Origin of the sequence: Kribbella sp. VKM Ac-2566 (assembly GCF_004366005.1) — a bacterium.
Lineage (GTDB): Bacteria > Actinomycetota > Actinomycetes > Propionibacteriales > Kribbellaceae > Kribbella > Kribbella pratensis.
In genome coordinates this window covers 605,857-619,912 of record NZ_SODT01000011.1, presented here as the reverse complement: position 1 = coordinate 619,912, position 14,056 = coordinate 605,857, and the positions used below count along the sequence as shown (strand labels likewise).

11 protein-coding genes and 1 tRNA gene are annotated in these 14,056 nt (G+C 67.2%); 5 read left to right on the top strand and 7 right to left on the bottom strand.

Annotation, left to right across the window (positions count from 1 at the left end; genetic code table 11):
- Positions 1–35: 35 nt before the first annotated feature.
- Together EV647_RS25760 and EV647_RS25755 are read left to right on the top strand one after the other, a co-directional pair.
- Positions 36–1,829: an ABC transporter ATP-binding protein gene (locus tag EV647_RS25760; RefSeq protein WP_238177387.1), complete on the top strand. Its 1,794-nt coding sequence runs from the start codon at positions 36–38 to the stop codon at positions 1,827–1,829.
- Positions 1,822–3,618 (top strand): ABC transporter ATP-binding protein, encoded by a 1,797-nt coding sequence (locus tag EV647_RS25755; protein WP_134007099.1) that lies wholly within the window; start codon positions 1,822–1,824, stop codon positions 3,616–3,618. Before EV647_RS25760 ends, EV647_RS25755 begins: the two co-directional genes overlap by 8 nt.
- A gap of 78 nt (positions 3,619–3,696) precedes the next feature.
- Here EV647_RS25755 and EV647_RS25750 read toward each other — a convergent pair whose 3' ends face one another.
- Positions 3,697–4,404, bottom strand: coding sequence for an N-acetylmannosamine-6-phosphate 2-epimerase (locus EV647_RS25750; RefSeq protein ID WP_134007097.1), 708 nt, complete (start codon positions 4,402–4,404; stop codon positions 3,697–3,699).
- 262 nt (positions 4,405–4,666) lie between these two features.
- A tRNA-Met gene (locus tag EV647_RS25745) sits at positions 4,667–4,740 on the bottom strand.
- 104 nt (positions 4,741–4,844) lie between these two features.
- Here EV647_RS25745 and EV647_RS25740 point away from each other — a divergent pair.
- Both EV647_RS25740 and EV647_RS25735 read left to right on the top strand, forming a co-directional pair.
- A complete protein-coding gene (locus EV647_RS25740; RefSeq protein ID WP_166680433.1) occupies positions 4,845–5,810 on the top strand; it encodes a GNAT family N-acetyltransferase in 966 nt (321 codons plus the stop codon).
- 119 nt (positions 5,811–5,929) lie between these two features.
- Entirely contained in the window at positions 5,930–6,514 is a 585-nt protein-coding gene (locus EV647_RS25735) for a hypothetical protein (RefSeq protein ID WP_134007095.1), read from the top strand.
- Between the two features lie 110 nt (positions 6,515–6,624).
- Here the strand turns inward: EV647_RS25735 and EV647_RS25730 are convergent, their stop codons facing one another.
- From EV647_RS25730 to EV647_RS25710, 5 genes are read right to left on the bottom strand one after another with little or no spacing between them, the layout of a single operon-like run.
- Positions 6,625–9,615: a UPF0182 family protein gene (locus EV647_RS25730; RefSeq protein ID WP_134007093.1), complete on the bottom strand. Its 2,991-nt coding sequence runs from the start codon at positions 9,613–9,615 to the stop codon at positions 6,625–6,627.
- A complete protein-coding gene (locus tag EV647_RS25725; RefSeq protein ID WP_202871150.1) occupies positions 9,612–10,229 on the bottom strand; it encodes a PPA1309 family protein in 618 nt (205 codons plus the stop codon). Before EV647_RS25725 ends, EV647_RS25730 begins: the two co-directional genes overlap by 4 nt.
- Positions 10,230–10,272: 43 nt before the next feature.
- On the bottom strand, positions 10,273–11,310 hold the full coding sequence (locus tag EV647_RS25720; RefSeq protein ID WP_134007091.1) for a PDZ domain-containing protein: 1,038 nt from the start codon (positions 11,308–11,310) through the stop codon (positions 10,273–10,275).
- Positions 11,307–11,579: a hypothetical protein gene (locus EV647_RS25715; protein ID WP_238175546.1), complete on the bottom strand. Its 273-nt coding sequence runs from the start codon at positions 11,577–11,579 to the stop codon at positions 11,307–11,309. Before EV647_RS25715 ends, EV647_RS25720 begins: the two co-directional genes overlap by 4 nt.
- Before the next feature lie 30 nt (positions 11,580–11,609).
- Positions 11,610–12,035, bottom strand: a complete 426-nt coding sequence (locus EV647_RS25710; RefSeq protein ID WP_134007089.1) for a molybdenum cofactor biosynthesis protein MoaE — start codon at positions 12,033–12,035, stop codon at positions 11,610–11,612.
- A gap of 336 nt (positions 12,036–12,371) precedes the next feature.
- Between EV647_RS25710 and EV647_RS25705 the strand changes: the two genes are divergently transcribed.
- Positions 12,372–13,682, top strand: a complete 1,311-nt coding sequence (locus EV647_RS25705; protein WP_134007087.1) for a zinc-dependent metalloprotease — start codon at positions 12,372–12,374, stop codon at positions 13,680–13,682.
- Positions 13,683–14,056 lie beyond the last annotated feature (374 nt).

The window sequence follows — 14,056 nt, the reverse complement described above, 5'->3', positions numbered from 1 at the left end:
ACTATTCACGGCATCGGCTGTTCCGGTCGCCGCGTGTGCTCGCGGTCGTCGTACTGGCTCGCGCATTCCCACACTGGTTCGCCTTGCTGATCGGGTGCATCGTCCTCACCGCCATCTGGCCGGCGATCTTCGTGGCGCTGGTCGCACACCTGATCACAGTCCTTCCCGCTGCCGCCCGGTCAGGCCCGAACTCACCCGCGGCAGCCGACCTCGTTTCGGCACTCGCCGGCATCGCGCTTGTGCTGGCAGCTCAGGAGATAACGCGCGCCGCCTACGAGGTGGTGCGCTGGGCGCTGTACCGGCGGTACGAGGAACACTTGATCGGTCGCGTGATCCGGGCCGCTCTCGGCGCAGGCACCTTGGACATCTTCGAGCGGCCCGACCTGGCCGCCAAGACTGACCGTGCCGTGCGCATCGCGGGCCTCGAACCCGGGGACCTGGTCGACGGCTTGAGCATGAAGTGGCCCCTGCAAGCCCAGGGTTTCGCGGCCGCTGTGCTGGTGGCCACCGTCTCCACCCCGGCCGCCGCAATCCTGGGCCTGGTCTGGATCCTGGTCGGCAACAGGCTGCAGGCGAACATGCGTCGCTCGGATCAGTTCACCTGGGAAGACGCCGTACACGCCGCTAGCTACACGCATCGGATCGGCTTGCGTCAGGAGTGGGCCAAAGAGGTCCGCATCTTCGGTCTCACCGGCTGGTTATCGGATCGGTACGGTCGCCAAACGGCTCGCATACTCGCGGAGCTGGCCAAGGCCCGCAAAGTCGGACAGCGCCCGCTGACCGTGCTCCTAGCCCTCGTCGCTGTGGTCAATGCCGCCGTCATCGCCCTGGCCACACGGTCAGACCTCGGCGTCGGCTCTGTCGTACTGCTGCTCCAAGGCATGCTCGGCATGAGCCTTCTCGCCGATCAGTCCGGTGACGATCTCATCGAGTACGGCGCTAGTCGCGTCCCGGTCGTTCTTGAGCTGGAACACCTCGTTTCCCACCACGCCACGACACACCCTGGCACTGCCAGTGCGTCAGGACGTCCGACGGAATCGATCGTGTTCGAGGAGGTGACCTTCGGATATCCCGAGTCCGGCAGAGTCATCTTCGATCGGCTGAACCTCGAGATCCGGGCGGGTACGTCGCTTGGCATCGTCGGCCTGAACGGAGCAGGCAAGACAACGTTGACCAAGCTGCTCACGGGGCTCGAAGTACCGCAGAGTGGCCGGATCCTCATCGACGGAACCGATCTTCGTGAGCTCGATCAGGAATCGTGGCGGAAGTCCGTGGCGGCGATCTTCCAGGACTTCGTCCACTACGAGATGTCCGCGCGGGACAACATCGGCCTCGGCGCAGTCGAGCAGTTGGCACAGCCAACGATCGACGGGGAAATCGAGCGCTCCGCCGTACGAGCCGGCGCGGATGCCATCCTCGACGCGCTCCCGCATGGTCTGGACACGACGCTTTCTGCCCGGCTCGAGAGTGGAGTCGACCTGTCGGGTGGACAGTGGCAGCGGATAGCCCTCGCCAGATCACTCATGGCGGTTCAATGTGGCGCGCACGTTCTCGTTCTCGACGAACCAACCGCGCAACTCGACGGACGCGCCGAGGCGGACGTCTACGACAGGTTCCTCGATCTCACGTCCGGCTTGACCAGCGTCGTGATCAGCCATCGCTTCTCCACGATCCGCCGCTCCAGCCGGATCATCGTGCTTGACGGCGGACAGGTCACCGAAGACGGCAGTCATGAACAGCTCCTCGCGGCCGACGGAACCTACGCACGCATGTTCCGCAAGCAAGCGATGCGGTTCAGTTCCAACGCCGAGGAGGACATCGATGACTGAGAACTCCCGTCGTACCAGCCGACGGCGCGTCATCACAACGATGCTGCGCCTAGCTTGGCAAGCAGATCGCGCAGCGGCGGTGCTCGCGTTCGTCCTGGCCGGGCTTGGGGCGATCACGCAGTCGTTCTACGGTCTGTGGCTGAAGTTCATCGTGGATGGCATCCACACCGGCAGTCCACTTCCCCTGGGGGTCGGCGCTGTCGGAGGCGTCGTCTCGATTGCCGCCAGTGTCGCTGTGGCCTACGGCGGACAGCGTGCCCAGTCTCGGCTCCGCGATCACACCCGGTACCTGATGAACGCGCAGATCCTCAACCTGGTCAGCGCCGCGCCAACGCTGGAACTCCACGAGAACCCCCACCACCTGAACGAGCTGCATGCGTTCCAACGAGAGGGCCATCAGCTCAGTCAGGTCCTGCCGAGGATGGTCGAACTCTGCGCCGTCACCGTGCAGATCGTCACGACCGCGGTCCTCATGGTGCTTGTCGATCCACTCCTCCTCGCTCTGCCGTTGTTCGCGGTGCCGTCGCTGCTCGTCAGCTTCAAGACAAGCCGCATCTTCCGCGACAGTGGCCGGCGCGCAGCCGAACCCGCCAGGCTTGCTGAGCATCTCGTCGAGCTGACGGCCACGCCCGGCGGCGCGAAGGAGGTCCGCCTGTTCAGGTTGCAAGCGGAGATGCTGCGCAGGTTTCAGCGGGCCCACCACCAGATTCGACGCCTTCATGGACGAGCCCAGCTCCAGGCCGCCGGCTGGAGTCTCGCCGGACGACTGGTCTTCATCGCCGGATACATCGCTTCCATCGCCCTTGTGGTGCGGCAAGTCACCATTGGCGAGGCAACCATCGGCGAAGCCGCGCTGATCGCGGTGCTGGCCGGTCAGGTGCTAGGGCTGGTCAGCGGTTCCAGTGAGGTTCTACAGCTCACAATCCGAAGTCTGGTCGCCGCCGACCGTTTCGTCCGCCTGCAGGACCTCTTCGGCCACGCGGCTCGGGGCCATCGTCCTGTGCCGCAGCGGCTTGAGCACGGCATCTCGCTGCGCAACGTTTCCTACCAGTACGACGGCGCAGCACAGCCCGCCCTCGAGAAGATTGATGTGGACCTGCCCGCCGGCTCGACAATTGCCATCGTCGGCGAGAACGGCGCCGGCAAGTCGACTCTGGTCAAACTCCTTGCGGGCCTCTACAGCGCGACCAACGGCACCATCACTATCGACGGGGAGGATCTAGGCTCGGTCGACCTCACCCGATGGCAGCACAGAGTCTCTGCTGCGTTCCAAGATCACGCCCGCTTCGAGTTTCTGGTGCGCGAAACCGTTGCGCTCGGAGACATCGAAAACGCTGACACCGACCTGTTGGTCCTTGACGCGCTCGAACGCGCCGCAGCCACCGACGTACTGTCCGCCCTGCCCCGCGGGCTCGACACACAGCTCGGCTCAGGCTGGCCGGCCGGGGTCGACTTGTCCGGAGGCCAATGGCAGAAGCTCGCCATCGCCAGAGCAATGATGCGCCCAGCTCCTGCCTTACTGCTCCTCGACGAGCCCTCAGCAGCCCTGGACCCCGAAACCGAGCACCGCCTCTTCGAAGCGTGGACCCAGGGTGCACATCATCTCCGAGAGCGCGCCGGCTCCATTACTGTCCTGGTCTCCCACAGATTCTCCACAGTGCGCATGGCCGACAGCATCATCGTTCTCCAGCGCGGGACGATCGCAGAACACGGCTCCCACGAAGAACTGCTCCACAGGAACGGCCTCTACGCCGAACTCTTCAACCTCCAAGCCTCCGCCTACCGCTGAGCCGTATAGCTGAGACGCCGCAGTCCTCGGTCAGTGCCTCGGGGTCGATCGCGCTACGCGTCAGCAGCACCGCGGCCGCTAACTCTGGTCTTCGACCTGCTGCAGGCGGCGAACGAACTGGCTGGTGATCCAGCCGGGCGCAGTGATTGCGGTGCCGACGACAACTGCCCAGGCACCGGCGGACAGGGCTTGCGTTGCTTGGAAGGGAGTGCGGTATCGGCCTTCGGCGACAACCGGGATCTGCACGCGCCTGGCCAGTTCACCGACCAGGGTAAGGTCCGGGGCTTCCACCTGTGGGCTGTCCGGTGTGTAGCCGGACAGGGTTGTGGAGACCACGTCGGCGCCGAGCGCTTCGGCCGCTTCGCCCTCCGCGAGCGTCGACACGTCGGCCATCACCAGAGCTCCGGCTTCATGGATTGCCTCGATGCTGCGGATCAGTGGGTTGCCGTCCGGACGAGGTCGCGCCGTCCCGTCCAGCGCGACGATGGTTGCCCCGGCGGCCACGACCTCCTCGGCGTGCTGCACAGTCGGCGTGATGTAGACGTCGCTGGGCTCGAGGTCGACCTTCCAGAGCCCGATGATCGGTACGTCGACCAGCGGGCGGACAGCGCGGATGTCGGCCGGCCCCTCCAGCCGGAGTCCGACCGCACCACCCTGCACCGTACTCGCCGACACGGCGGCGATGACCCGGGAGTCGCGCAACGGATCCGAGCCCCGTGCCTGGCAGGAGACAACCAGTCCACCCCGGATCCGCTCCAGCACGTCGTTGACGGCGTTGATCGTCATCCTGCTCCGATCGCATCGAGGGGCGCGGCAAGGAGGGCGGCTGCACCGAGCACGCCGGCAGCCAGCGAACCCAGCCGGCCGCGCAGGACCTCGACCTGCCCGCCCGGGCCAGGCAGACAATGGCGGCGGATCGCCTGCTCGACCTGTCGCCGGCACGGCTCCCCGAGCTCGGCGACGCCTCCGTTTATACCGCGATCGCCCAGATCGGCGCGAATGACGAAGGCCCTCTGACCAGTTTCCTGATCAGAGGGCCTTTCCCAAGTAGCGGGGGCAGGATTTGAACCTGCGACCTCTGGGTTATGAGCCCAGCGAGCTACCGAGCTGCTCCACCCCGCGTCGTTGTGTCTTTAGTTTAGAGGATCTGGGCCGAGCAACCAAATCGGTTCCCGGTGCGCCGAAAACCCGTGTCTGCCGGCGGGTCGGCGGCGTACCGTCCGAGTATGTCCCGACACGTCGTTCGTCCGTTCGAGGAGACGGATCTGCCGGCCGCGGCGGGTCTGCTCGCTGAGCGGCATCAGGCGCATCGCAAGCGTCACCCACTGCTTCCCGCTGACTACGAGGACGAGCAGGTGGCGCTGGTCGAAGTGACGGCCGCCTGGGAGACCGAGGGCGCGTCCGGCGCGGTGATGGTCGAAGGCGGCGAGATCACCGGCTATCTGCTCGCTGCTCCGAAGCAGTCGCCAGTCTGGGGTCCGAACATCTGGGTCGAGGCCGCCGGTCACGCCGTACGTGAGCCAGAACACATTCGCGACCTGTACGGCGCAGCTGCTGCGAAGTGGGTCGACGACGGCCGCATCGCGCACTACGTCCTGGTGCCCGACGACCCCGCGCTGATCGACGCCTGGTTCCGGCTCGCGTTCGGTTCGCAGCATGCGCACGCCGTACGACCTGTGCCTGACTCGCCCCTCTCGCCGCCATCGGATCTGGTCGTACGCCGTGCCGTGCGTGCGGACATCCCTGTACTCGCGGAACTCGACCTGGAACTGCCCCGGCATCAGGGGTTGTCGCCGGTGTTCTCGTCCGGCGAGCTGCCGACTCTGGAGGAAGCGGTCGCGGACTGGGAGGAATCGATCGACGATCACGACTACGCGACCTTCGTTGCCTCGTACAACGGTGAGGTCATCGGCTCGTCGGTCGGCTGCTCGCTGAACAAGTCGAGTGCGCACAGTGGGCTCGCGAAACCGGACAACGCCGGTTTCCTCGGGTTCGCGGCCGTGCTGCCGTCGGCTCGTGGACTCGGCGCGGGGCGGGCGCTGGGTGAGGCCGTGCTACAGTGGTCGGCGGAGACCGGGTACTCCTCGGTCGTGACCGACTGGCGAGTGACGAACCTGTTGTCGTCGCGGGCGTGGCCGCGGCTCGGGTTCCGGCAGACGTTCCACCGGTTGCATCGGCTGATCGGGCACTGACCGCGAGGTTGTCCACAGATCCGAACTCGCCGGTTCAGGCGAGGGACGATCACTGCACCTTCTTGGTCACGAAGGGCGTCTCGCAGCAGGCGGGACGCCGCCGTTTCCAGGAGGCAGCCATGTCGCGTTCATCGCTTCGTTCCCGAGCCGTGCCGTCCGCCCGCCGTATCGTGATCGGAGGCGCGGTCTTCCTGGCCGCACTCGGGCTCTCGACGACAGTCCCTGCCTCAGCAACAGTTTTCACCCCGTCGTCGACGTACTCCGCGGATCATCCATCGACCGAGCAGAAGGCTGGCACCTTGGACGGCTTCGTGATCGAGAACCTTCCCGACGGCCTCGGCACGCCGAGCGACTTCGAGTACGAGTGGGAGGACGTGTCCTTCCACAGCCGGGTCTGGGAGACCGGACCGGATCCGGAGGGAGCGTTCAAGGTCGATCTGACCGTGAAGACCCTCCGCGGCGAGAAACTCACCGATCTCGAGGCAGTGAAGGACTTCCTGGTCGAGTACGAGGAGAAGGAGCCGGGCGACTGGCAGCTCGAACCGGTCAAGGTCGGCGGGTACGACGGTCTGTTCGCCGGCAACGAGGTCTTCTACTTCATCGAGCCTGGCGTCGCGGCCGAGGTCACGATCGATCACGAGCGCTTCACCGACGAGGACGTGCTCGATACAGCGGCCGGGTTCCACCCGGAGCCGACGACCTGATGCCGTAGGCAACCAGCCGCGCGAGCCGGCAGGCGAGCGGGCGGGCGAAACGAACGAGGCGGCGACGCCGACTGATGTCGGTGTCGCCGCCCCGGAACCAGCCTGCGGGCTCAGCCTGCCGGTGAGGTCGGTGGACTTGTCGGTGTCGTCGACGCCGGTGGGTTCGACGGATTCGCGGACGGCGTCGCCGATGGTGTCGGGGCAGGCGTCTCTGCTGCACCGGCGGCGGCGCGGTCGAGCGCGGCCTTCATCTGGTTGAGGTTCGTCTGGTAGCCGGCGAGGTCGCCGTTCTTGAGGGCTGTCTGCGCCCGGGTCCATGCGGCCTGTGCGTCGGCGATGGCCTGCTTGACCGTCTGGTTCGGCTGCTGCGTAGTGGGCGGTTTCTGCGTTCCTGGAGGTAGCTCACCGGTGTCGACGCTGGTCTTGAAGACCTTCGTGAGGGCTTCCTGCAGCGTCCCGCCGTAGGCGACGCCGTCGCCGAAGGACACCAGGACGTACCGCAGGACGGGATAACTACCCTGCCCGCTGGTCCGGACGGAGTAGACCGGCTGGACGTAGAGCAGACCACCGCCGAGCGGCAGCGTCAGCAGGTTGCCGTACTGCGCTCTTGCTCCGCTGTTCGGCTGGTTGATCGGCAGCAATGCCTGTCTGATGCCTTCGTCGGTCTGGAACTTGTTGTACACCTGCCCCGGACCAGGTATCTGCAGGTTCCCCGGCAATCGCAGGACCCGGAACTTGCCGTAGTCCGGCGAGGTGGCCTCGGCATCGACGGCCACGAACGCCGTCAGGTTCTCCCGTTCGCCGTTCGGTACGTACACCGACGTCAGCGAGAACTTCGGCTCGGTCTGATCGGGCATCCGCAACGAGAGATAGAAGGGAGGCTGGCTGATATGCGTCGCCGAGTCACCACCGGAGGAGACCGCGGTCGGGTCGTCCGGCACCCGCCACAGGTCGCTGTTCTGGTACCAGGTGCCGGCGTCCTGGACGTGGTACTTCGCGAGCAGATCGCGCTGCACCTTGAACATGTCCTCGGGGTAGCGCAGGTGCGACATCAGAGCCGGCGAGATGTCCGAGCGCGGCTTGACCGTGCCGGGGAATGCCTTCATCCAGGTCTTCAGCACCGGGTCCTTCTCGTCCCAGGCATACAGCTCGACGGATCCGTCATAGGCGTTGACGACTGCCTTGACCGAGTTGCGGATGTAGTTGATCTTCTCGCTCGGCTGCTGTGCGATCGTCCCGCGCCCGGTGGTGGTGTCGCGGGTGCTCACGTCCAGGTCGACCTTCTCGGAGTACGGGTAGTTGTCCGAGGTGGTGTAACCGTCGACGATCCAGACCACCTGGCCGTCGACGATCGCCGGGTACGGGTCGCCGTCCGGTGTCAGCCACGGCGCCGCCTTCTCGACACGCTCGCGCGGAGTGCGGTCGTAAAGGATCTTCGACTCCGGGTTCACCCGGCTGGAGAGCAGAATGTTCGCGTCCCGGAACTTTGTTGCATACAGCAACCGGTTGCCGAACGAGCCGATCGGGACGCCGCCCTTGCCCTCATAGGTGTTCAGCGTCGGGTCGCCGCCTTTCTGTCCTTCCGGCGTGTCGAGCTCGACCTTCTGGCCGCCCGCGGGGGCGCCGACGATCGAGTAGTCCGGCGACTGCTCGCCGAAGTAGATCCGCGGCTCGTACTTGCCGAGATCGCCGGTCGGTGGCAGGTCCTTCTCGGTCCACACCGGAGTACCGCCCTGCGACTGGTTGCCGTTCGCGGCCACCACTCCGTAGCCGTGGGTGTAGACGGTGTGGTCGTTGTTCCAGTTGCGCTGCCCGGCCGGCAGCCGGTCGACCTGGACCTCGCGGACCGCGAGGACCGTGTCGTTGACCTTGCCCTTGATCTTGTACCGGTCGACGTCGAGATCGGTCGGGAACGAGTAGAAGCCGCGGACCTGCTGGAGCTGCTCGAAAGTCGGGCCGATCACGGTCGGGTCGATCAGCCGGATACCCGGCAGGACCTCGGCATCGGCCGTCAGCTCCTCCGGCTTCGCGGTGGTTTTCGCGTTGTACTCGGTGACCGCGGTGTCCTCGAGTCCATACGCCTGGCGGGTGGCGTCGATGTTCTTCTTGATGTACGGCGCTTCCTTCACCGGCTCGCTCGGTCGCACCCGCAACTGCTGGAGAGCGGCCGGCCAGAGCGCACCGAGGAGGATCGCCGACAGGATCAGCACGACTGTTCCCACGCCGGGAAGCAGCCAGGTCCGGCGGACCACGTTGGCGAAGAACAAGATCGCACACAGGACCGCGATAACGGCCAGGATCTCCTTGCTCGGCAGGACGGCGTGGTCGCCGGTGTAGGAGACACCCGTGAACAGCTTGGCGTCCGAGGTCGTGAGACCGAACCGGTCCAGCCAGTAGCTGAAGGCCTTGAGCAGAACAAGCAGGCCGAGCAGCACCGAGAACTGCACCTGCGCCGCACCGGAGGCCTTCTGGCCCTTGGCGGACGGGCGGAAGCCGCCGTACAGGTAATGCGTGATGATCGCGGCGACCAGCGACAGCAGGACGATCGAGTAGCCGAAGCCGAGCAGCACGCGCAGCCACGGGTAGTCGAAGACGAAGAACGCGATGTCCTTGTTGAAGTGCTTGTCGGTGACGCCGAAGGGGGTCCGGTTCCGCCAGGCCAGGAAGACCTTCCACTCCCCCGACGCTGCGGAGCCGCCGAAGACCAGCATCAGGGTCGCGACGACGCCGACCGCGATCTTCCCGTGCTGCTGCAGCAGATCGCCGTACCGCTCGAAACCGGGGCTGGGCGACGGAGCGAGCGCTACCCGGGGACGGGTGCGGAAGGCGACGACGATGTTCGCGACGACCGCGGCCGCCATCAGCAGACCGACGATCACGAACAGCAGCACGCGGGTGCCGAGCACGGTGCTGAACACCGAGCCGAGGTCGACCGATCGGTACCAGAGCCGCTGGGTCCAGACATCGGTGAAGACGCTGAAGAGGATGAGCAGGACGATCAGCGTCGCGATCGTCGGCAGCAGAGCGCGCGGGCGTCCGCCTGTTCGCCGGGTCCTGCGGGCCGGCGGCTCTTCCGGCATGTCATAGACGCCGTCGCTCATGGTCGCTTCTCCTCGTCGTCGCTCATGCCGTCGACCCCAGGACCCTCGCCCGACCGGATGCCGGCCGAAGGTTCGAATGTCAAAGACAGTACTTCGCACAGCGTGGGGACCAAGTCGACACCGGTGAGCACTGCACTGTCCTCGTCGTGGGCGCGCAACCGGACGGCGCCGAACCGGGTTCCTTCCCGGAGCACCGCCGCGACCATCCGCACCTCGTGCCGGCGCGGATCGCTGCCGGCCAGCCGGGCCAGCTCGGCGTCCGACTCGACGCTGGACAGGCCGGACTCGGCCGCCGCGGGCAGCACGATCCGCTCGATCGCCAGTGCGCATCCGGCGACGCCGTCCGGCCATTCGATCCGGCCCAGCGTGTCGGCGAGATGGTCGTCCTCGACACCGCCCGGAAGCTCGCCCTGGGCGACCGGGGTCAGCGGTTGCGATGCGTCCTCGGCGCCGAGTTCGGCGGCAAGGTTCGGTTCGGCGCGAAGCAGATCCGCCGTCGGAACCAGCGCGAACAACTGCGCGGGCTGGTCCCAGCCCGCGCTGCTCACGTGCTTCTCGATCTCGACCACCGCGCGGCTGAGCGCGTCCGGTGGCAGCGTGCCTACGGAATCCATGCCGGCAGATCTTCCCTTCGGCTCACCGGTACGTACTTGTCGCTCATTGGCTGCACGACGGGACATCTCCCTTGCCGTCCGAGACCGCCTGCAGGGCGCTGATGGCGTCGGTCAGCGTGCTGATCTTCACCAGCTGGATGCCCTTCACGTCCGCGTGCAGTGCGGCCGCGCAGTTCGGCGCCGGGACCAGGAACACCGTCGCGCCGTCGTTCCTGGCGCCGGCGATCTTCTGCTGGATGCCGCCGATCGCTCCGACCTGGCCGAGCGCGTCGATCGTCCCGGTTCCGGCGACGTGCTTCCCGTTCAGCAGCGCGCCCGGGGTCAGCTTGTCGTAGATGGCCAGCGCGAACGCGGTGCCCGCACTGGGGCCGCCGATGTCCTGACCGAGGTTGACCGTCACCTTGACCTGCGAGTCGACGCCGATCGTGATCCCCACCATCGGCCGGGTCTCGTCACCGGGCGTCGCGGCAGTCTTCAGCTGGACGGTCTGTTCGGCGGTGCCGCGGCGGATCAGGAACACGACGTTGTCGCCGACCTTGTGCCTACGGACGAACTCGCCGACCTGCGGGACCTGCGTCACCGTCTTGCCGTCGACGGCCAGCACGATATCGCCCGGCTTCAGCTTGCCCTGCGCCGGCGAGTTGTCGGCGACTGTCGAGACCTTCGTGTGGAACGGAACCTTCGCCGCCTGGAGCGCGGCGGCGACCGCGCTGTCCTGCGAGCCGGTCATCTCCGCGGTGTTCTGCTGCTCGACCTCGTCGGCACTCTGGTCCGGCGGATAGATGATGTCGCGCGGGAACAGGTCGTGGTGCGGGTCGAGCCAGTTCCGCATCGCCTGCGGCAGGGTCAGCTGCCGGTCGGGCGAGGTCACGGAGACGGTCGTGAGGTCGAGCTGGCCCGTGGTCGGGAACGTCTCGTGGCCGGTGATCTCGACGACCGGCTTGTTCTTCGCCGATCCCAGGGTGTCCTTGACCGGCCCGGGGCTGAACGAGACGAACGGCACCGGGAACGCCGTGACCAGCCCCAGCGAGACGACAAGCACGACGATCGAGGTGACCAATGTGGCGGTACGACGTGTCACGAACCCTGCCCTGCGATCTTGGAGCCGGAGCTACGGATCTCGGAAGAGACCGGCTGATGGTTACGACGACCGAGGCCACGGCGACGTTCCGGAGTGGCCCGTGGGCCTGGCGCGGCGAGCGCGGCGTTGAAGCGGCGGAAGTCCTCGACCGAGGCGAAGGCGCCCCCGGACCGGCGGCGCTCACGGCTGCGCCACCCGCGCCACGCCGCCCAGCACATCGCCAGCAGCGTGGCGACCAGCGGGAACGCCAGCCACGCCAAAACCTTCATCCGGCCACCTTCATGCGCCCAGCGTACGGGTCAGTGAGCGCCGACCCACTCGCTGCCACCGTCGGTGAAGAGCTGGTGTTTCCAAATCGGGACCTCGGCCTTGAGGTCGTCGATCAACTGCCGGCACGCGGTGAACGCCACATCCCGGTGCGACGCCGCCACCGCCACGATCACCGCGGCGTCACCGATCACCAGGTCCCCGGTCCGGTGCACAGCGGCCAGGGCGGTCACCGCGGGGTCGTCACAAATACGCTGCGCAACCTTTCGCAGGTGCTCCAGCGCGTCCGGATGCGCCTCGTAGCTCAAACGGTCGACCGGCTTGTCCTGGTCGTGGTTGCGCACAGTGCCGATGAAAAGCGCAGTTCCGCCCGCCGTCGGGTCCGCGACAGCCGCCAGTACCTCGTCGCTGGACAACGCACTGTCGCGAATCTCCAGCAGTCTGATCGCGTCGCTCATCCGTTCCTCATTCCGGCCAGGTCCCCACGCTCACACCACAGCGTTGCATCCCACAGCATTGCATCCCCACCATTCCATCCCCCGCACCGCAATTCTCCCTCCCACCCTCCCTCTCCAGCACATCCCCTCCCTTTCCGCGTCCCGGCTTACCGGGCTGCGGTGCGTGGTACGGCGTACACCGGGAGAGACTGTTGCCTTCCTCACCTACCTCCCGGGACCGGAGTTCGGCTCTGCCTGGGGCGAACAGGGACGGTTGTGCGTTCACCCAGCGAGGAACTGATGGACGGAACCAGTACGTTGGAGTTGTACGCCCCACCCGCACAGGAAGGCCCTCCGATGAGCGACGAACCGGACAACCCGGACAACCCGTTCAAGGGAACGCCGTTCGAGGCCATGTTCCAGCAGTTCTCCGGTGCGGCCGGCGCGGGCGGCGCCCCGGACCTGAACGCGATCTTCGCCCAGGTCCAGCAGATGCTGAGCGGGTCCACCGACGGCAAGCCGGTGAACTGGGACCTGGCCAAGGACATCGCCCGCAAGACCGTCTCCACCGCCGGCGACCGGTCGATGACGTCCACCGACAGCGATCGGGTCGCGGACGCGGTCCGCCTCGCCGAGCACTGGCTGGACGACGCGACCACCCTCCCCGAGGTGTCCGCGACCTCCGCGGCCTGGAGCCGCGCCGAGTGGGTCGAGAACACGCTCCCGGTCTGGCAGACGATCGTCGATCCCGTCGCGGAGCACGTCGCGGGCGCGATGGGCAACGCGCTGCCCGCCGAGGCGCAGCAGTTCGCCGGTCCGATGGCGGGGATGCTCCGGCAGTTGGGCGGTTCGGTCTTCGGGGCTCAGGTCGGACAGGGGCTCGGTGAGCTCGCCGGCGAGGTCGTCAGCTCGTCCGACATCGGGCTTCCGCTGGGCCCGACCGGCCAGGCGATCCTGCTGCCGGACAACGTGGCGAAGTTCGCCGACGGCCTCGGGCTGACCGACGAGGACGTCCGGTTGTACCTCGCGCTGCGTGAGGTCGCGCACCAGCGGCTGTACGCCGGGGTGCCGTGGCTGCGCCAGCATCTGCTGGCTGCGGTCGCTGACTACGCGGCCGGGATCGAGGTCGACACCGGGAAGATCGAGCGGGCAATGGCCGACATCGACCCGCAGAACCCGGAAGCCATGCAGGAAGCGCTCGCCGGCGGCTTGTTCGAGCCCGAGGACTCGGCGCAGCAGAAGGCGGCGCTCGTCCGGCTCGAGACCACGCTGGCCCTGGTCGAGGGCTGGGTCGATGACGTCGTACGGGAGGCGACGAAGGACCGGATGCCCGCTGCGGTGCAGCTCGCCGAGACGGTACGGCGTCGTCGTGCTGCCGGTGGTCCCGCCGAGCAGACGTTCGCGACCCTGGTCGGTCTCCAGTTGCGGCCGCGCCGCCTGCGTGACGCCGCGAACCTGTGGGCCGCCGTCCGCGACGCCCGCGGTGTCGACGGCCGGGACAGCCTGTGGTCCCACCCGGATCTGATGCCGAGCACCAGCGACCTGGACGACCCGATCGGCTTCGCCCAGCACGCCGGCGAACTCTCGGACATCGACATCAGCGACTTCCTCAACGAAGAGACGTCCGAGAAGCCCGAGGACGACGACGGCGACAACCCCACCAAGTAAGGACGACGACCCCCCGGAGCAGGCGGCGACAACCCAACCCAGTAGCCGTCGCCGGACCTCACCTGAGTGTGGTCGTCCTACCCCCCCCGCCCCCGGGGTCGTCGTCCTACCCCCCCGCCCCGGGTGGTCGTCGTACCCTCGCCTCGGGGTGGTCGTCGTACCCTCGCCTCGGGGGTGGTCGTCGTACCCGCCCCTTGGGGTGGTCGTCGTACCCTCCCCTTGGGGTGGTCGTCGTACCCTCCCCTTGGGGTGGTCGTCGTACCCTCCCCTTGGGGTGGTCGTCGTACCCTCCCCTCGGGGGTGGTCGTCGTACCCTCGCCTCGGGGGTGGTCGTCGTACCCGCCCCTCGGGGTGGTCGTCCTACCCTCCCCTCG

Bases quoted from the DNA above. Each gene is read 5' to 3' on its own strand.
- EV647_RS25750 (WP_134007097.1), bottom strand. From the start codon at position 4,404: ATGACGATCAACGCCGTCAACGACGTGCTGGAGCGGATCCGGGGTGGA.
- EV647_RS25735 (WP_134007095.1), top strand. From the start codon at position 5,930: ATGTCGCGTTCATCGCTTCGTTCCCGAGCCGTGCCGTCCGCCCGCCGT.
- EV647_RS25705 (WP_134007087.1), top strand. From the start codon at position 12,372: ATGAGCGACGAACCGGACAACCCGGACAACCCGTTCAAGGGAACGCCG.
- EV647_RS25740 (WP_166680433.1), top strand. From the start codon at position 4,845: ATGTCCCGACACGTCGTTCGTCCGTTCGAGGAGACGGATCTGCCGGCC.
- EV647_RS25755 (WP_134007099.1), top strand. From the start codon at position 1,822: ATGACTGAGAACTCCCGTCGTACCAGCCGACGGCGCGTCATCACAACG.
- EV647_RS25730 (WP_134007093.1), bottom strand. From the start codon at position 9,615: ATGAGCGACGGCGTCTATGACATGCCGGAAGAGCCGCCGGCCCGCAGG.
- EV647_RS25725 (WP_202871150.1), bottom strand. From the start codon at position 10,229: ATGGATTCCGTAGGCACGCTGCCACCGGACGCGCTCAGCCGCGCGGTG.
- EV647_RS25715 (WP_238175546.1), bottom strand. From the start codon at position 11,579: ATGAAGGTTTTGGCGTGGCTGGCGTTCCCGCTGGTCGCCACGCTGCTG.
- EV647_RS25710 (WP_134007089.1), bottom strand. From the start codon at position 12,035: ATGAGCGACGCGATCAGACTGCTGGAGATTCGCGACAGTGCGTTGTCC.